Consider the following 19033-nt stretch of genomic DNA (forward strand, 5'->3'; position numbering starts at 1 on the left):
AACAACAATTAACGGAATAGGTTAAAAAATGAAAAAACCCCATGAAAATGATCATGGGTTTTTTCTTATTAAGCTAAATGAGTATAGTTTTCTTTAACTACTTCTGCACAACGAGGGCAAAGTGTAGGGTGCTCCGGATCTTTACCAACTTCTGGTGTCACAACCCAACAGCGCTCACAAGTTTCACCTTCAGCTTTTGTGACAACTATAGCAGCTGTATCTAATTTAATCGCATTTTCAGGTGCTTGATCGTAACTTCCTGCGACCTCGAATCCTGAGATGATAAATAATTGCTGCACATTCTCTTGAATAGAGTCTAATAAGGATTTCGTATTCTGATTCACATATAAAGAAACCTTAGCAGTTAATGATTTACCAATAACCTTTTGATTTCTTGCTTCTTCAAGTGCTTTTAATACATCATCACGAAGCTTCATAAATGCCGTCCATTTTTCCTCCAATGCAACTGCATTATTAAGTTCCTGATATTCAGGCATATCGGTTAACTGGACACTTTCTTCTGTAACGGCAGGGATGAATTTCCAAACCTCGTCTGCAGTATGAGGAAGAATAGGCGTTACTAACTTTGTTAAAGCAACTAAAGAATCATAAAGAACGGTTTGAATTGCACGGCGTTCATGGTTATTAACGGACTCGATATAAAGAACATCCTTTGCAAAATCAAGATAGAATGCACTTAAATCAAGAGTACAGAAATTATTAACCGCATGGTAAATTCCAGCGAACTCGTAATTTTCATAGGCATTTAAAGAATATTTGATCAGTTTATTTAATTTTACAAGCATAAATTGATCCACTTCACGAAGGTTTTCATATGAAACCCTATCGGTTACAGGATTGAAGTCGGACAAGTTACCAAGTAAGAAACGGAAGGTATTACGGATTTTCCGATAAACTTCTGCAACTTGTTTTAGGATAGCGTCGGATACACGAACATCCGCCTGATAATCAACAGAAGCTACCCAAAGCCTTAGAATATCGGCACCTAATTGTTTCATTACCTTCTCAGGAACTACAACATTTCCTAATGATTTACTCATCTTTCTTCCTTCACCATCTAAAGCAAATCCGTGACTTAATACTCCTTTGTAAGGTGCTTTACCAGTCACAGCTACCGCAGTTGATAACGAAGAGTTAAACCATCCGCGATATTGGTCTGAGCCCTCTAGATACAAATCTGCCGGGCGTACTAAGTCATCTCTTTCTAAGAGAACCGCTTGGTGTGAAGAACCAGAATCGAACCAAACATCCATGATATCCGTTTCTTTTGTAAACAATCCATTTGGACTGCCTGGATGGCTGAAGCCTTCTGGAAGAAGGTCCTTTGCTTCTCTTTCAAACCAAACATTTGATCCAGATTCACGGAACAAATCGGAAACATGATTAATCGTTTCATCGGTGATGATTTCCTCGCCATTTTCAGCATAAAATACCGGGATTGGAACTCCCCATACACGCTGACGTGAAATACACCAATCGCCACGGTCACGGACCATATTAAATAGTCGTGTTTCACCCCATGCAGGCACCCACTTTGTTTCTTTAACTGCTTCTAGCAGGTCATCCCGGAAGTCTTTAATGGATGCAAACCATTGTGCTGTAGCTCTGAAGATTACAGGCTTTTTTGTTCTCCAATCGTGTGGATAGGAGTGAGTGATAAACGAAAGCTTTAAGAGAGCACCAGCTTGTTCCAAGGCTTCTCCAATTGCCTTGTTTGCAGTGTCGTAAAACAATCCTTCGAATCCTGGTGCTTCACTTGTCATCACACCTTTATCATCCACTGGGCAGAGTACTTCTAGTCCATACTTTTGTCCAACATAAAAGTCATCCTCCCCATGTCCTGGTGCTGTATGAACACAGCCTGTTCCAGCATCAGTTGTGACATGTTCTCCTAGCATTACTAAGGAGTCACGGCCATATAATGGATGTGTTGCAAGGATATTCTCTAATTCATTACCTTTTACCTTTTGAACAACAGCTACATCTTCCCAGCCAATTTCCTTCGTAACTGATTCTAGAAGAGCTTCCGCTACTAAATATTTGTTTCCGTTCACGTCAACAACCACATAGGTTAGGTCTGGGTGAACCGAAATTCCTAAGTTAGCAGGAATCGTCCAAGGTGTTGTCGTCCAGATGACAATTTGGACATCTGAATCAAGAACACCTTTTCCATCCTTAACTTTAAAGCCCACATAAATGGATGGTGATTTTTTATCTTGATATTCAATTTCTGCTTCAGCAAGTGCTGATTCACTTGATGGGGACCAATATACAGGTTTAAGACCTTTATAGATATAGCCTTTCTTCGCCATTTCTCCAAAGACTTTAATCTGCTGTGCCTCATATTCAGGCTTAAGAGTAATATATGGGTTTTCCCAATCACCACGAACCCCGATGCGTTTAAATTGTTCACGCTGATTGCTTACTTGTTCAAGGGCATATTTTGTACAAAGCTGCCGGAATTCCGCTACAGTCATCTCTTTACGCTTTACTCCCTTGTTTGTTAACGCCTGCTCGATTGGCAAACCATGTGTATCCCAGCCTGGAACATATGGTGCATTAAAGCCACTCATCGATTTAAAGCGAACAATCATATCCTTTAATACTTTGTTTAGGGCGTGACCCATATGAATATCGCCATTTGCATATGGAGGTCCATCATGAAGCACAAACATTGGACGTCCTGCTGTACGCTCCTGAACCTTTTTGTAGATATTCATTTCTTCCCACTTTGCCTGAATTTCAGGTTCTCTTTGTGGAAGATTTCCACGCATTGGAAATTCAGTTTTTGGCATTAATAACGTATCTTTATATTCCATTTTCTTATTCCTCCTGTAATACTCATCATAAACAGAATTGACAATAGACAAATAAAAAAACCCTCTCATCCCAAAAAAGGGACGAGAAGGTTTTATTCCCGCGGTACCACCCTGATAAATAGCACGTAAATCGTACTATCCTCTTTAAGATTCGTAACGTGAATAACCCGCCATAACTTACTCTTCTTTATATAAGAGTTTCAGTTTGGGACTCAAGGGTGATCTTCCAATCTTTCACTTTTCCCAGGCTTCCACCCTCCCCGGCTCGCTTTCAAAAGTTTTCGAAAAATTGTACTGTCCCTCTCATTGTCATTACCATTCTTTATCTACCTGTTAAAAAATTATATGCGAAATAATACCAGTTCGTCAAGCTAAGGAATCTTCTTCTTCGTGAATTTTTAATTCTGTTGCATCCACTTCATACTCTAATAAATGATCCCAATCATCTGTATTAAGCATATCCAGCTGAGCTTCTATCAACATCTTGAAACGTGTACGAAAAACTTTTGATTGCTTCTTCAAATCCTCGATTTCAAGAGCAATTTTTCTAGCTTTTGAAAGCGACTCATTCACGATACGATCTGCATTCTTTTCTGCTTCCTTTATGATGAGTTTTGCTTCCTTTTGTGCATTTCGTTTAACATCTTCACCAGCCTCTTGAGCAATGATAATAGACTTGTTTAATGTTTCTTCAATATTTACAAAATGACCTAGACGGTCTTTCATTTCATTTAATTTTTCTTCCATTTCTTTTTTTTCACGAAGGACTAATTCATAATCCTTAATTACTTGATCTAAAAATTCATTTACCTCGTCTTCATCATAACCACGAAAACCTTTATTAAATTCTTTATTGTGAATATCTAACGGCGTTAACGGCATTGATGCCACCTCCAAGAATCTTTCTTCTGTATGTATATAGTGTATAAGCAATTATTCGACAATGTTTTCGGAAATTCCTGCTGATTAATAAAATTTATTTTTGTTTTCCGACAACAATTCGCCACTTATCTTTTTTTGTTTTTCCTTCAACAGACAAAATCTTCACTCTGCCATAGCCTCTAACTGACAACAAATCACCTTCTCCACATTCGAAAGAAACATTTTCAATTGAGGTCCAGTTTACTTTTACCAATCCTTGTTGAATAAAAAGCTGTGATTTTTGCCTTGAGATATTATGTATACCGGAAATAATGGTATCGAGCCTTAAGGAGGAAACAGTGATTACCTGTTCTATCCATAAGTCATCTGTATTTATTGCGTCATCCAGTGCCAGCTCTTTTAATCGTATAGAGGCTTTGCCAATGGATTCTATATTATTTCTGATGTAGTCACTAATTTCTGAAGCAGCGATAAACTGAACTCTTCCATCTTTCATCAATATGTCGCCAAATTTTCCTCGTTTTAATCCAAGTGACATGAGTGAACCCAGTACTTGGGGGTGTTCGATTGTAACAAATTTAACAGGATAGTCGATTTCAAAAAGATTAATTTGAAATTCATCTTCCGTCGGAATCAAGTAGTCCGGCATAATTAATGCCCTTTTTCTTTCACTAGCTAAGATCCCGCCAAAAAGCTGATACTTTATATTTCCATTTTCACCTATTAAGACTTTTAAAATATGCTGCTCTCTTGGATCAAGAAAATCGGTAAGCTTAGCAGTATAGCTGGTATCCACATAATCTTTCCAATGTAATACTTGATCAATAAATTCCCGTTCCTCCGGGCGAAAATGCTGATAAATATTCATGTTTAACTCCTCAGACCGGATAGGTTAATTTAAGAAATTAAGTTTTGTATTACTCTTAAGCCATGCGGGGCAAAAGATAAAACAAAGAAAGCCGCTAAAGGAGAAAGATCCATCATACCAAATGGTGGAATAATTCTTCTAAAAGGTTCTAGAAATGGCTCACATAATTTACCAAGAGTTGCTCCAATCTGAGAGTCTCTCATATTTGGAAACCAAGATAGAAGGATATAGATGATGAGCATCCATTTATATAATCCAAGTAGTTGGATTAAAACGTTAAAGATAATATCCATTTCTTTTTACCACCTCGTATCTTGAAATTCTTGTTCTTTTACTAATTCAGATATATTACCAGAAATCTCAACATTATCAGGTGTACATAAAAAGATACTAGATCCTATTTTTTGTATATCTCCACCCAATGCATAAACAGCCCCACTCAAAAAATCAACGATTTGTCTGCCTTCATCATGGCCAATACGCTGAAGATTCACGACTACAGCCCGGCGGTTTTTTAAATGGTCGGTGATATCCTGGGCTTCAGCATATACTCTTGGTTCCACTAAAATTACTTTTGAAGCCTTTTGGACACTCTGTAAACTAACAATATTTTGCGGTTTCATAGTCGGTTTTTGAGGTTTTATAGGTGGTTCAACCTTTTCATAATCATCCTGATTATTATCATCGTAATCATCATCTAAAAAGAAAAATGTTTTTAATTTTGATTTAATCGTCATTTTATTCCTCCTCACCAGCCGCACCGACAAGTGCAGTTCCAATTCTAATCATTGTTGCTCCCTCTTCAATGGCTATTTCAAAATCGTTTGACATCCCCATTGAAAGTTCTTTACAAGGGGCATAATCCAGATTACAATTTTTTATTTCGTCACGGAGCTCCTTTAACTTTCGAAAACAGGTTCGAAGCTGTTCTTCATCATCCGTGAATGGAGCCATTGTCATTAAACCTTCAATGCTAATATTCTCATACGGACGAAGATCCTTGATAAAATCTAAAACAGCATGAGGAGCTAGACCATGCTTTGTTTCTTCTTGTGAAACATTCACTTGGACAAGGCATTTCATCTTTTTCACTGCACGTTTATTAATTTCCTCTGCCAAAGAAATGCGATCTAAAGAGTGTATATATTCTACCTTATCAATAATATTTTTAACTTTGCGAGTCTGCAGACTGCCGATAAAATGCCAAATAGGCTTGTCCCCTAATACTTCCCATTTATTCAAAAGCCCGTCATCTCGATTTTCACCCAGATTTATGATTCCAGCTTCCAAAGCCTCATTCGCTCTATCAATACTAACATACTTGGTAACGGCAATAAGTTTCACTTCATCAGGAGTCCGATTTACCTTTTGACATGCCTCGCTAATTTGCTGACTGATATGTAAGAGATTTTCTGCAACCCTCATTCGGAGGTCTCCTTCCATCCTATATAACTTAACATCCTTCCCGTCTTTCCTTGGTCTCGGCGATGAGAAAAAAATTCTGATTTGTCACAACTAGTGCATAGTTTAGTCATTTGAATATTCTTTTCTGGGACACCAGCTTTGAGAAGAATGATTTTATTTAGCTCACGTAAATCTAATGTATATTGACCTTCTTTTATTGTATTATATGGTTTTTTTTCGACATCTTCTAGGGTATTTTCAACAAAGTTCATTACATAATCATTAACAATATAACATTTTTCACAAATAGATGGACCAATTACTGCAAAAATTTGATTCGGAGGTATTCCTTCCTCTCCCCACTTCTCTACCATCTTCTTCGCAATTTCATTCACGGTTCCCTTCCACCCTGCATGTGCTGCACCAATCATCTTGTGTTTTGGGGAAATAAAAAAAAGAGGGACACAATCAGCATAGCAAAGAGTTAGTAAGATTCCCTCTTCATTCGTATAAAATCCATCGGTCCCTTTAAATCCACTTTCGTAAGAATCCGAACCTTTACCACGGTCCTCCAAGATAATTCTTCTAATTACCGTGTCATGTGTCTGTTCAGCACCTACCCAGGAATTCAGTGGAAATTCAATAAGGTTAGCCAACTGGCCCCTGTTAGAGCATACAGCTTCGAGTTGATCCCCTACATGAAAGCCGAGATTAAAATTTTCATAAACTCCTGTACTGCTGCCGCCTTTCTTAGTTGTTATTCCAGCAACGAGCCCAGGATACTGTTCCATCCAATTTTTAATTAAAAAATATGATTGATCCTCATATGCAAAGGGTTCCATACTCAACCTCATTTGTTTTTATCTAGTTTAACACGAATCGTTTAAATGGTCACCGTCGATATTACTGAGTTCTAGGCTTCGATTTCTTCTGCCGGTCTTTCTTCAATTGCCTTGAATCGTACCAGTATTACATCTTGACCTATTTTTATAATATTTTTCCACGGGATCACGATATCTTCTTCCCTGCCAAAAAAACCTAAAACTTTGCCATTTCCGGTAACGATGACTGCTTCAATTTTGCCAGTAGTAAGATTAATTTCAATATCGCCAATATTACCCAGCTTTTTTCCATCAGCTACATTCACTACATCTTTAATCTGAAATTCAGATATTTTTACCATATCTCTCACTCCCACCTTTTTATCCTATTGAGAATATATGATTTGTTTGGTTATTTTATCTGTTATTATCATAAAAAATAAAGCTGCCCTTTCTAAGGAGACTGCCAGCATAAAATAAAAAAGGGTGAGCCGCTACTTATAGTAGCGTTCACCCTATTTTACCGTCCCAACTATTTGCAGTTTCCTCTTGGACAGCTTCAGCTTTGGATATTTTTATTCATTTGTTTGATAGCAGCTTTTTCTAAACGTGAGACTTGTGCTTGTGAGATCCCAATTTCGTCAGCTACTTCCATTTGTGTTTTACCTTGGAAGAATCGCTTTCTTAAAATTAACTTTTCCCGCTCATTTAAGCGGCGCATACCTTCTTTTAATGCGATCTCTTCGATCCAGTTGATATCTTTATTTCGTTCATCGCTTAACTGGTCCATCACATAGATAGGATCCCCGCCATCGTTATAAATCGGTTCAAACAGCGATACTGGATCTTGAATAGCATCTAATGCGAAAACTATTTCTTCATGAGGGACTTCTAATACTTTGGCAATCTCCTCAGCAGTTGGTTCCCGTGAAGTTTCACTCATTAATCGTTCTCTTACTTGAAGAGCCTTATAGGCGATATCTCTTAAGGACCTAGAAACGCGAATAGGATTGTTATCGCGCAGGTACCTGCGTATTTCGCCGATAATCATTGGTACGGCATAAGTGGAAAACTTAACGTTTTGACCTAAATCAAAGTTATCAATCGATTTCATAAGTCCAATACAGCCAACCTGAAACAGATCATCAACAAACTCGCCTCGGTTGTTAAACCGCTGAATGACACTTAGAACGAGTCGTAAATTTCCGTTGACGAGTTTTTCTCGTGCTGTAATATCGCCCTCTTGCATTTGCTTGAAGAGTAATCTCATTTCTTCATTTTTTAATACAGGAAGTTTTGATGTATCTACGCCACAAATTTCAACTTTATTTCGAGTCAATCCCTTTTCCCTCCTCATAGGAGTTGCTGTACAAAAAACAGTATTTCCTTGAGCAGGAAAAATATGCACTTGTACTTTTTAAGGGATTGCCCGAGATTGTCGAAAAACACCATTATTTCTTTAGTTTAAAAGGTCTTTTCAGAAAGAAAAAAATTCTTTTTTTGTTATATCAAACCATTTTATTGAATTCTTTCCTTAATCTTTTAATAATTCTTTTTTCCAGGCGTGATATATACGATTGGGAAATACCAAGCATATCGGCTACATCCTTCTGTGTCTTTTCTTCACCATTGGTTAGTCCGAAGCGCAGTTCCATAATTTGTTTTTCCCTATCAGACAATTGGTGTAATGCTTTAGTTAATAATTTTCTATCTACATTTGCTTCTAAATCCTTTGTAATAATATCATCATCTGTTCCTAAAACATCGGATAATAATAATTCATTACCGTCCCAATCGATATTTAACGGTTCATCAAAGGAAACTTCTGATCTGATTTTATTGTTTCTACGCAAATACATCAGGATTTCATTTTCAATACACCTAGAAGCATATGTAGCCAGTTTGATTTTTTTCTCCGGATTAAAGGTATTTACCGCTTTAATTAAACCAATTGTTCCAATACTAATTAAGTCTTCAATATTGATTCCGGTATTTTCAAATTTTCTCGCGATATACACAACAAGTCTAAGGTTGCGTTCTATTAATATCGATCTAGCCGCCTTATCTCCACCTGGAAGCTTATTTAAAAGCAGCTCTTCTTCATCTTTACTTAAAGGAGGCGGTAAGGCTTCGCTGCCGCCAATATAATAAACTTCATCACTTTTTATTCCTAATTTGATTAGTATCTTATACCAGTAGTAGGATAAGCGAAGTCTCCATTTTTTCACGCAAGTTCCTCCTTCTAAAATATGTTTTTCTGAGTATAGTAATATTAGCTTACTTTCACCGAATCATTATGCTGCCTAGGTCCGGTGAGCATTTTTGGATGAACGATGCATTGAAAGGCATCATCAGCAGATAATTGCTGCATAGTAAACGATACGAGACCTTTTTCGCATAAATAATTTTCTCCTTTTGTATTAATAATAATTGTGTCAGGCTTTACAGCAACGATAAGCTGGTGCTCTTGTCCTACCACCCGGCAAGGAACTATCCTAAGCTTATTTTGCCAATCATCCGGAAACTCTTGATTTCCTAGAATCAGAGATTCTGGATCAGCTGCCATTTTTTTTATTGGATCGGCCATGCCTTCTAGCATATTCCTAATTGAAACAAACATAACAGGAAGTTTTGATAATGGATCATAAAGCTGATTTCCGCTGTCGACTAGACCCTTAAAAGTAAAAGTTTCGTTATTTATTTTTAAGGTGACATTAACAATCTGATCAAATTGAATCTTGGTCATTTCCATGCCCTCTATATTCCGTTTTGAAAAATGCCATGCAATTGGAAAACCTAACAGAACAAAAAGCCAGCTAATTGGATCACCAAACCCAGTAACACTTGCAATCATAACCTTTGTCGACATTTCAGAATCAAATTGGACAAAATAGTGTGCTCCTATTAGTGCTCCTCCAATGAGAAATGTTGTTACATAAAGAGTCATTAAAGCCTTAATGAAAAAGGAAAATCGTTTATAACCAAATACAACTAACACCATAAACACAGAAAATAGCAGTTTTGAAATTGGATGGTTAGAGTAGGTATGTATTGGTGTAAACGACAATACTATGATTAACGAACCAATAAAGCCGCCTGCTATTATCCTCCAAATTCGAATTTTTCTTTTTAGAAAAATGGCAGATAGATACAGGAGTAGGCTATCAAATAACAGATTAAGGGCCCAAATGACATCTAAATACACAGACAACCAAGCCTTACCCCCTTTTAATATCAAAAGCATTTAATAGCTTTATGGATTTACATTAGGGTGTATTACCAATCTTTTCTATTATTCTGTTTAGGAAAAAGTATAACCTACTTTATGGGCTAAAGTGTGTCACTTTCTGTAATCAAAAAAACAGAAATTTTCACTATTAACAACGTATTTTGTCTAATTAAATTTAAACAAAAAAGGCATGGTCCTTTTGGACCATGCCTTTTTGTATTATCTTCTACGGTTTCTGTTTCGTAGGAATGTAGGAATGTCTAATGTTTCTTCTTGTGCTGCATTGTTTTGACGAACTGGTTCTTGTGGTGCTTCTTCACGCTTTTGTTCCCGCTTTACTGCACTTAGCTGCGGTTTGGCTTGTCCAAATGCTGGACGACTTGCCTTAGGCTGAATCACTTCTTCATTAAAGCCAGTAGCAATAACGGTAACAATAATTTCATCCTTGTGGTTCTCATTGATTACAGATCCAAAAATCATATTTACTTCTTGGTCTGATGCAGTTGCCACAATATCAGCAGCTTCTTGGACTTCATATAAACTTAAGTTACTGCCGCCTGTAATATTCATCAGAACTCCTTGTGCACCATCAATAGATGTTTCTAACAAAGGAGAACTTATTGCTTTTTTAGCTGCTTCAGTTGCACGATTTTCACCGGTTGCCATACCGATTCCCATTAGTGCGGAACCTTTGTTTGACATAATGGTCTTCACATCTGCAAAATCCAAGTTAATAAGACCAGGAACTGCGATTAAGTCTGAAATACCCTGAACCCCTTGACGAAGAACATTATCTGCTTCACGGAATGCCTCGAGCATTGGGGTACTTTTATCTACTATTTCAAGAAGGCGGTCGTTTGGAATCACAATCAATGTATCCACGGCCTCTTTCATAGCGCCAATACCACCTGCAGCTTGATTTGAACGTTTTTTACCTTCAAATGTAAATGGACGTGTTACAACACCCACTGTTAAGGCACCTAAATCACGGGCGATTTGTGCAATAACAGGAGCAGCCCCTGTACCCGTTCCGCCGCCCATACCTGCAGTAACAAAAACCATATCTGCACCACGTAATGCGTCTTCTAATTGTTCTTTACTTTCTTCTGCCGCTTTCTTACCTACTTCAGGATTAGCCCCTGCACCAAGACCTCTTGTTAATTTTGAGCCAATTTGCATTTTTACCTCTGCTTTTGAAAGGTTTAGTGCCTGTGCATCAGTATTAACAGCGATAAATTCTACTCCTTGAACACCATGTTCGATCATTCGATTTACTGCGTTGTTTCCACCGCCGCCAACCCCAATTACTTTTATTGTAGCAAGAGAATCTAAATTTGTATCAAACTCTAACATGACAAATCCTCCTAATTCGTCGATAATCCTTTTCGTGTCTGTCTATTCGAAAAAGAGACCAAGGAATTTTTTTACTTTTGATGACATCTTATCTTCCGGATGTTTTTCTGGTTTTGCTTTTGGCTGTTGTTGTTGTTTTTGAACTTTCTTCTCGATTGGTTCAGTAACAGGTGCTGAAGCGACGGGTGTTCCACCTGGTAATCTAGCATTCTTGTAAGCATATTTAATCAAACCAACCGCAGTTGTATACTGAGGTTCTCTTACTCCAATATAGTTGGGAACGGCTTTTCGAACTGGACTTTGGAAAATCGTTTGAGCTAGTTCTAATATGCCTTGCATATTTGCAGTACCACCTGTGAATACAAACCCTCCAGGTAAGTCATTGATACCTAATCGTTTCAGTTCATGCGCAATCAATTCAAAAATTTCTTCCATTCTAGCTTCTATAATTTCAGAAACATATAATTGATTAAATTGTTGATGCTGGTCGCTTCCTATGATTGGAACACTAAAGAACTCGTCTTCTGAAGCGTCATCGTAAAAAGCATGTCCATATTTGACTTTAATTTTTTCAGCGTCCTCGGTTGAAGTGTGTAATACCTTAGAAAGGTCATTTGTAATGAGGTCTCCGCCAACTGGTATTACACTTGTGGCAGCCAAGAATCCTCCTTCAAAATAAGCTATGGTAGTGGAACCGCCGCCTAGGTCGATTAAAGCAACGCCTAGGTTTTTCTCATCCTTTGAAAGTGCGTACTCTCCAGCTGCAAGCGGCTGTAGAATGATATCGGTAATTTCTAAACCTGCACGCTCGACGCAGCGCAGCGTATTCGTTATGATAGCGTTGGAACCTGTAATAAGAGTTCCTTCAACTTCCAAACGGACACCAATCATACCACATGGGTTATTAATTTCATCCTTGCCATCAAGGATAAATTGTTTACGGATAACCCCAATAATTTCTCTATCCTGAGAGATCGATACAACTTGTGCCTCGTCTATAACACGTCTCACATCTTCATTCGTGATTTCACGATTTTGACTGGAAACTCCTACAATTCCACGGCATGGTTCAAGAGCAACCTGATTGCCAGAAATCCCAACAATCACTTGTCTTATTTCCATTCCTATCATTCTTTCAGCTTCTTCAATAGCACGTTTAATAGAATGAACGGTATCATTGATGTCAATGATAGATCCCTTACGAAGTCCTTCAGACTTTACATTTCCAACACCAATTATATTTATCGAGTCGTTGACAATTTCACCAATGATTACTTTTACACTGGATGTACCGATGTCAAGACTTACATATATTTCATTGCTGTTCATTCTTTGGCACCTCCTTAGCATTCCTTCAGTCGAACAACAATTCTATTTCATAAGATATAAAATACAAGTACATACCTATATCTTATAAAATTATTCGTCACAACTAAATAATTCCCTTTAAAAAAATCAATTTTTTTCTAATTTTTCTTTTGACTTTGACCATTTTGTCAATAATATTCGCCTAATTACTGCAATATTTTGAAATAGGCGGACACCAAAGGCAAAAACAGCTGCTAAATACAAGTCTACACCAAGATGAACGCCTAGAAAAGCTAAACTTGCGGCAAGTAAAATATTAAAAAAGAATCCAGAAACGAATACTTTTTCGTCATAAATATTTTGAAGGTGCGCCCTTATTCCTCCGAATAATGTATCTAGAGCTGCCAAAACTGCAATAGACAGATAATTTGAGTACTCTTCAGGAATCCTAATATCTGTTAATAAACCAAGAAGGATTCCGACTATTAATCCTAATAACGGAAGCCACATTATGTATTCCCTCCTTCATTCGCCTTCAATGACTCTAAATATCGAATCCGGATAGGATTATCATATGCAGGAATGGTAATTTCAGGATTTGGCTCCGAAATAGTCAATTTTAGGTTTTCAATGAAGAACTCTTCCGTAGCCTTCGATACTTTCATTTGATTGTATAACTTTTCTGCATTTTCTATATTATCAACGCCTACCTTAATCTCAATCGGCAAGCTTGATAATGAATGGCCATCAATTTTTGTCTCATTGTTAATGTCCCTAATGACAGTGGTATTGATAATACGCTGACCATCAACGGATACAAATTTAGCGTCATACATATTCAATTCATTTAATAATCTTTTTAGAAGTTCAGGTGACACAACCGTTGATATATCTGCCCCAATTTGAATTTCCTCGATTATTGGTTCAATATTTACTATTAATCCAGGAGCTGTTATTTTAGTCATTCCTGCCTCAATCTTCAATTCTTGAATCGTATCGCGTAATGCCTGTTCCTTACTCTGCTTTTGCTTCGATTCATAGGCAAGTAATTTTTCTTCAATTGAACGAATTTCTGTTAATAACTCGGACTGCAATTCTTTTTCCTGAAGTATAGCCTCACGAAGCTGCCATATATCACGAGTATCTCGTTCAACAGGTTTTTTAACCGTTTGAAATTGTATCGCAATCATAAAACCTATTACTGCAGAAATAGCAATAAAACTAAAATTTTTTTTTAGCTTGTCCACTTTTTTCACCTAACCTTTAATTTTGATCTTCACGTGGACATATTCGAATGATTTATGACTGTCCTAAAATTGGATTTAGGACAATTTCGCTCTTTTCTTCTAATGTAAATACAATATTATCGTTAACAAGTTGATCTTTCACCCCACCTGTAAGGTTCAAGGCAGCAGTTAATACATCAGGGTCACCAATTGCAGTAATCACAAATGGCGCTGGATGTTGAATGCCATCTACCGTAATGACGGGTCCGTTACAAATAATATAAGAATGGCTTGTTAATCTCTGACCATTAATCGCAATAGCTGCTGCACCTGAGATATAAAGCTCATTAATTACTTTAAATACATGGTGTTCATGTACTAAATAGTTATTAATATTTTCTTCTTCAGGGTCGTAAGCACCATCTGAAAGCTGGACGCTTACCCCCTGTCCCTTAACCTTAACCTTGCCTAGGAACATCCGGTATTTTTCTGCGTCTTCAGCAAGAGTTGAATAGACTACAGCTTCTTTTGATAAATCTTTTTCGTTCGCTAGAACCTTATCTTGTTTTTGGTTTAATTCCTTTTGTAACTTACGATTTAGTTCTTCTAATTCTATAAGCTGATTTCTAAGATCAATCGTCTTTTCCCATTGTTCACTAGTTAAATTAGTATTTTTTTTATTTAATTCTTTTTGGGTAAAATGATAGGAAAATGCAATCATAAACCCTAGCACAAGGCATACTAGGGATAAAACAACATGCTTACCCTTCACCTTTATCATTTTCAACTTGAGATTCCTCCGATTCGTCCGCTTGCAATTCAAAGGCCTTAAAATAGGAACCTACCTCTAAATCAATAATACCCTTAATATTCGGATCTAATTGGCTTATGATTGAAGGATAATGCACCATTTTTTCCGAAAAGCTTCGTAGTGTCGCACTGACTTCAAAACCATCATTCATAAATAATGAAATATGATACTGGTCCGTTTTTTTCGGAGTATAGTGAATTTCAGAGATAGCATTCAGAACCTCAACCGGAAGTTCATCAAGTGCGGTAACCATTTCTTTAAGAATGGCACCCTCATTAAATTTAAAAAGGATTGGTGCATTAACAGGAATTTCAGTAACTTCCCTATCCTTAAGAACTTTTCCGTTTTCCATTACAGGGTAATAGGAGTCATCAGACTCTACATAGGCAATTTTATTGCGTTCTTCAATCTCAATTATTACTGTGTTTGGCAACTTGATGGTCACTTCTGCTTTTTTAATTACATTCATTTTTCGTAGAGTTGATGAAATCGTATCTTTTTTCACACTCCAAATGTTTGTATGTTTAGATATCTTTGTTATTTCAATAATCTCATCTGTTGACAGCAATTCATTTCCTTTTATAGTAATCTTTTTTACATGACTTAATGGTGACTGTACATATGCGACAACGGCAATCATAGTAAAGAACAAAAATAGAAGAATAATAAGCCTTCTATTAGCTTTACGCCGTCTTTGCTCTTTAAGTTTTGGAATTCGATCCTCAAGAGCGACAATCTTACCTTTATCCATACACTTCCCTCCATTAAGAATAACGCTTAGCATGTCTAAAAAGATAACCCATTAATACTACAAGAATTTCTGAGCCTATAAAAGCGAAACAACGGCACGAAAAATCATGCCGTCATTCATTTTCTCAGTTTTTTTCCATATTTATAATGTGTAATTATATCACAAGTTTTGACATTGGTACGACTATTTCTTTTTACCCGCGTCCAATAATTTCTACCTCAGTTTCCATTTTAATTCCATATGAGGTTAGTATTGTTTCTTTTATATATTGAATTAAATCAAGAACATCCTTAGCTGTCGCATTACCAGCATTAACAATAAAATTCCCATGCATTTCCGATATTTTCGCACCGCCGATTTGGTACCCTTTTAATCCTGCGTCTTCAATAAGTTTTCCTGCATAATTCGGCAGTGGATTCCGGAAAATACTTCCAGCACATGGGAAATTCCATGGCTGCGTTTCTTTACGGTAATCTTTGTTTTTTTGCATTTGTGAGACAATCGAAGTCCTATCACCTTTGATGAGTTGGAATTCTGCTTCTAAAACGATACCGGGACGCTTCTTTTGAAGGACTGATGTCCTATAAGTAAACTCCATTTCATCGTTAGATATCCATTCCATGGATCCGTCTTCAAACAAGATGTGTGCCTTGGTTAATATCTTACTAATATCTGAACCATGTGCTCCAGCATTCATATATACTGCTCCGCCGACAGACCCAGGGATACCGCTGGCAAATTCAAGTCCTGATAATCCCTTTTTTGATATCAAGGTAGATAAACTTACTAACGAATGACCACCGCCTACGGTTATCGTAGAGTCATTTATGGTTAGATGATCTAAACCTGGTCCTAATTTAATTACTACACCCTCAATCCCTTTATCTGAAACGAGTAAATTCGATCCTCTGCCAATTGCTCTCCAAGGAATTTGCCGTTCCTTAAGAAAAGTCATTACTTTTTGAATATCTCCCAAAGAAGCTGGCTCAATAAAAATGTCAGCAGGTCCTCCAATTTTCATAGTCGTGTGCTGGGATAGCAGTTCATTTCTCTTCACTTTGCCAATATTTAATTCTTGAATTTCTGTAAATAATCCGTCCATTCCTATCACCCTATCTTTCAAAACAAACGTATAGTTTTAGTTTATGCTAAAAATCTGTTTGGGCTACTTTTGTTTTTCTAGTACTAGCTGTTTCATAAGTTTATATAGTCTTTCAGCAGAGTCAGGTACCCCTAATTTTTTTGCCTTTGCTTTCATGGTCTGTAAGTACTCCGTATCTAACAAAATTTTATCGATTTGCTGAATAAGACTTTTGTTATTTAAGTCTTTTTCAAGAAGTAATTCTGCTGCACCATGATCACTCAGTGAGCGAGCATTTTTTTCTTGATGGTTATTTGTCACATATGGACTTGGGACAAGAATACTAGGAATACCTAATGAAGTAATCTCAGCAAGAGTTGTTGCTCCAGCTCGTGAAACAACTAAGTCAATTCCAGATAATACCTCCGGCATATTATGAATGAAGGGCTTAATGACCACATTTTTCGGATTGCCCACGAGTTCTACTTCGTTTTGCACATCTTTAAAATGAACATCACCTGTAACATATAGTACTTGATAAGGCTTTTCTCCAAATTCAGATAAAGACTTAACAACCGCATCATTTATAGGTCTAGCACCACGGCTGCCTCCAAAAATTAGTACTGCAGGCATGGTCGTACTCAATCCTGCAGATAACCTTCCTCTAATTCCATCTTTTCCATTCACTTCTGATGCTCGAGGATTCCCGGTAAACACTACTTTTTCCTTTGGAAAATATTCTTTTGCCTCTTCGAAGCAAATCGCAACTTTGTTTACGTATCTACTTAAAAATTTGTTTGTCAGCCCTGGTACACTATTCTGCTCATGGACAATCGTTGGGATATTTAATTTTGCAGCTGCATACACAACAGGACCACAGACATAACCACCAGTTCCAATTACAATATCAGGTTTAAATTCTTTTAACATTTTTTTACTGTCGCTAACACCTTTTAAAAATCTTAAAACCGTTTTGATATTATCTAAGGATAATTTTCTTTTGAATCCAGTAATATGAATCGATTTAAAAGGTATCTTTTCCCGAGGAACAATTGTACTTTCTAACCCGTTCTTTGTCCCTATGTATAAAAACTCAGCATTTTTGTTTTCTTTTTGTATTTCCCTAATGAGAGCAAGAGCTGGATAAATATGTCCTCCAGTCCCACCGCCGCTTACTACTATTTTCATATGTCCACCCCAAATATAAAAATGCTTTAAGTTAATTTCTTATCCTATCTTACTATAAAATTAACAGAAGTTAAGGTTTGCAAAAAGAATGTTATCTAATTGTAAACTAACGAAGAAATAAATAAAAAGAACCCTGCCTAAAAACAGGGTAAGTTAGTATCGTGAATAACGGCTAATATTTAAAAGTACTCCTATTGCCATCAACATCAATGTTAAGGAAGAACCGCCATAACTTAAAAACGGCAGAGTGATTCCAGTAACCGGCATTAAACCGGTGACAACACCGATGTTAATCATTACTTGAATCGCGACCATTGATATAATACCAACCGCCAAAAAGCTGCCATATAAATCCGGTGCACCAAGGGCAATACGTATTCCCCTCCACAACAACAATGCGAATAAGAGAATGATAAAAGAGCCTCCAATAAAGCCTAATTCTTCAGACAAAATCGCAAATATAAAATCTGTTTGCGGTTCAGGTAAGTAAAAGAACTTCTGTCTGCTTTCACCGAGACCTAGACCAAATAATCCACCAGGTCCAATTGCATATAGCGATTGAATAATTTGAAATCCACTGCCTAAGGGGTCCTGCCAAGGGTCTAGGAATGATGTTATCCTTTTCATCCTATATGGCGCTGAAGCAACCAAACCAACAAATCCTGCTACACCTACTAAACCTAATAAAGCAAAATGACCTACCCGAGCCCCTGCAATGAAGATCATGACCACACATGTTCCAATCATTACTGTTCCTGTACCTAAATCAGGCTGAAGCATAATAAGCGCAAATGCTACAAAAGCAAGACCTAATGAAGGAACCAGCCCTTGGCGAAAAGAGGTTATCAGTTTCTGCCTCTCTGAGAGAAACTTTGCTAAAAAGGCAATCATAGCAAGTTTCATAAACTCAGATGGCTGAATGGAAAAGGCTCCTACACCAATCCAGCTTCGCGAGCCATTTCTGACATTTCCAACACCTGGGATGAGTACTAGTATAAGTAATACAAAGCAGGTTATTAAAATGACCTTTGACCACTCTCTCCAAGTCCAATAATTAATATTCATAATAAAAAACATGGCAGCAATCCCCACACCGGCAAAAAGTGTTTGTCTTTTCGCGAAGAAGAAGGAGTCTTCGAATTTATACTCCGCCCAAACTGCACTCGCACTATAAACCATAATAAGTCCTACAGCTAATAGTGTAAATGTAACAATAATTAATATAAAATCAGGAGTTGTTCTTTTTGTCGGCACACCTAACACCTCGAGTA

General features: G+C 37.1%; 20 protein-coding genes and 1 other annotated feature. All 20 genes read right to left on the reverse strand.

Annotation, left to right across the window (positions count from 1 at the left end; translation table 11 throughout):
• Nucleotides 1-68: 68 nt before the first annotated feature.
• Entirely contained in the window at nucleotides 69-2840 is a 2772-nt protein-coding gene (gene ileS / locus ACN6MT_RS25225; RefSeq protein WP_419888551.1) for an isoleucine--tRNA ligase, read from the reverse strand.
• A gap of 74 nt (nucleotides 2841-2914) precedes the next feature.
• Nucleotides 2915-3156 (reverse strand) — a binding site (T-box leader).
• A gap of 50 nt (nucleotides 3157-3206) precedes the next feature.
• Complete coding sequence (locus ACN6MT_RS25230) at nucleotides 3207-3722, reverse strand: DivIVA domain-containing protein (RefSeq protein ID WP_063251607.1); 516 nt, start codon at nucleotides 3720-3722, stop codon at nucleotides 3207-3209.
• Between the two features lie 94 nt (nucleotides 3723-3816).
• The gene (locus ACN6MT_RS25235; protein WP_419888552.1) at nucleotides 3817-4590 is read right to left on the reverse strand and encodes an RNA-binding protein; all 774 of its coding nucleotides are present in this window, start codon (nucleotides 4588-4590) and stop codon (nucleotides 3817-3819) included.
• A gap of 29 nt (nucleotides 4591-4619) precedes the next feature.
• Nucleotides 4620-4883, reverse strand: coding sequence for a YggT family protein (locus tag ACN6MT_RS25240; protein ID WP_419888553.1), 264 nt, complete (start codon nucleotides 4881-4883; stop codon nucleotides 4620-4622).
• Between the two features lie 6 nt (nucleotides 4884-4889).
• Complete coding sequence (locus ACN6MT_RS25245; protein ID WP_063251604.1) at nucleotides 4890-5327, reverse strand: cell division protein SepF; 438 nt, start codon at nucleotides 5325-5327, stop codon at nucleotides 4890-4892.
• A gap of 1 nt (nucleotide 5328) precedes the next feature.
• Entirely contained in the window at nucleotides 5329-6015 is a 687-nt protein-coding gene (locus ACN6MT_RS25250) for a YggS family pyridoxal phosphate-dependent enzyme (RefSeq protein WP_419888554.1), read from the reverse strand.
• Nucleotides 6012-6836: a peptidoglycan editing factor PgeF gene (gene pgeF, locus ACN6MT_RS25255; RefSeq protein WP_419888555.1), complete on the reverse strand. Its 825-nt coding sequence runs from the start codon at nucleotides 6834-6836 to the stop codon at nucleotides 6012-6014. The genes ACN6MT_RS25250 and pgeF overlap by 4 nt, the downstream gene beginning before the upstream one ends.
• A gap of 71 nt (nucleotides 6837-6907) precedes the next feature.
• Entirely contained in the window at nucleotides 6908-7177 is a 270-nt protein-coding gene (locus ACN6MT_RS25260) for a YlmC/YmxH family sporulation protein (protein ID WP_063251601.1), read from the reverse strand.
• A gap of 197 nt (nucleotides 7178-7374) precedes the next feature.
• Nucleotides 7375-8154 carry an RNA polymerase sporulation sigma factor SigG gene (sigG, locus tag ACN6MT_RS25265; RefSeq protein WP_063251600.1) on the reverse strand — a complete coding sequence of 260 codons (780 nt, stop codon included), beginning with the start codon at nucleotides 8152-8154 and terminating at the stop codon, nucleotides 7375-7377.
• A 169-nt stretch (nucleotides 8155-8323) separates the two neighbouring features.
• Nucleotides 8324-9043 (reverse strand): RNA polymerase sporulation sigma factor SigE, encoded by a 720-nt coding sequence (sigE, locus tag ACN6MT_RS25270; RefSeq protein ID WP_063251599.1) that lies wholly within the window; start codon nucleotides 9041-9043, stop codon nucleotides 8324-8326.
• Between the two features lie 44 nt (nucleotides 9044-9087).
• Complete coding sequence (gene spoIIGA, locus ACN6MT_RS25275) at nucleotides 9088-10026, reverse strand: sigma-E processing peptidase SpoIIGA (protein WP_419888556.1); 939 nt, start codon at nucleotides 10024-10026, stop codon at nucleotides 9088-9090.
• A 237-nt stretch (nucleotides 10027-10263) separates the two neighbouring features.
• On the reverse strand, nucleotides 10264-11397 hold the full coding sequence (gene ftsZ / locus ACN6MT_RS25280) for a cell division protein FtsZ (RefSeq protein ID WP_063251597.1): 1134 nt from the start codon (nucleotides 11395-11397) through the stop codon (nucleotides 10264-10266).
• A 42-nt stretch (nucleotides 11398-11439) separates the two neighbouring features.
• On the reverse strand, nucleotides 11440-12726 hold the full coding sequence (gene ftsA / locus ACN6MT_RS25285) for a cell division protein FtsA (protein ID WP_063251596.1): 1287 nt from the start codon (nucleotides 12724-12726) through the stop codon (nucleotides 11440-11442).
• Nucleotides 12727-12852: 126 nt separating this feature from the next.
• Nucleotides 12853-13215 carry a small basic family protein gene (locus ACN6MT_RS25290; RefSeq protein ID WP_063251595.1) on the reverse strand — a complete coding sequence of 121 codons (363 nt, stop codon included), beginning with the start codon at nucleotides 13213-13215 and terminating at the stop codon, nucleotides 12853-12855.
• Entirely contained in the window at nucleotides 13215-13952 is a 738-nt protein-coding gene (locus tag ACN6MT_RS25295; protein WP_419888557.1) for a DUF881 domain-containing protein, read from the reverse strand. Before ACN6MT_RS25295 ends, ACN6MT_RS25290 begins: the two co-directional genes overlap by 1 nt.
• A gap of 52 nt (nucleotides 13953-14004) precedes the next feature.
• Entirely contained in the window at nucleotides 14005-14712 is a 708-nt protein-coding gene (locus tag ACN6MT_RS25300; RefSeq protein ID WP_419956531.1) for a DUF881 domain-containing protein, read from the reverse strand.
• Nucleotides 14693-15493 (reverse strand): cell division protein FtsQ/DivIB, encoded by an 801-nt coding sequence (locus tag ACN6MT_RS25305; RefSeq protein ID WP_419888558.1) that lies wholly within the window; start codon nucleotides 15491-15493, stop codon nucleotides 14693-14695. Before ACN6MT_RS25305 ends, ACN6MT_RS25300 begins: the two co-directional genes overlap by 20 nt.
• Before the next feature lie 193 nt (nucleotides 15494-15686).
• On the reverse strand, nucleotides 15687-16595 hold the full coding sequence (murB, locus tag ACN6MT_RS25310; RefSeq protein ID WP_419888559.1) for a UDP-N-acetylmuramate dehydrogenase: 909 nt from the start codon (nucleotides 16593-16595) through the stop codon (nucleotides 15687-15689).
• A 63-nt stretch (nucleotides 16596-16658) separates the two neighbouring features.
• Complete coding sequence (gene murG / locus ACN6MT_RS25315; protein WP_034673101.1) at nucleotides 16659-17762, reverse strand: undecaprenyldiphospho-muramoylpentapeptide beta-N-acetylglucosaminyltransferase; 1104 nt, start codon at nucleotides 17760-17762, stop codon at nucleotides 16659-16661.
• Between the two features lie 153 nt (nucleotides 17763-17915).
• A complete protein-coding gene (gene spoVE, locus ACN6MT_RS25320) occupies nucleotides 17916-19016 on the reverse strand; it encodes a stage V sporulation protein E (RefSeq protein WP_034673103.1) in 1101 nt (366 codons plus the stop codon).
• Nucleotides 19017-19033 lie beyond the last annotated feature (17 nt).

The sequence above is a fragment of the Neobacillus niacini genome, assembly GCF_048572935.1.
GTDB classification, from domain to species: Bacteria; Bacillota; Bacilli; order Bacillales; family Cytobacillaceae; genus Neobacillus; species Neobacillus niacini.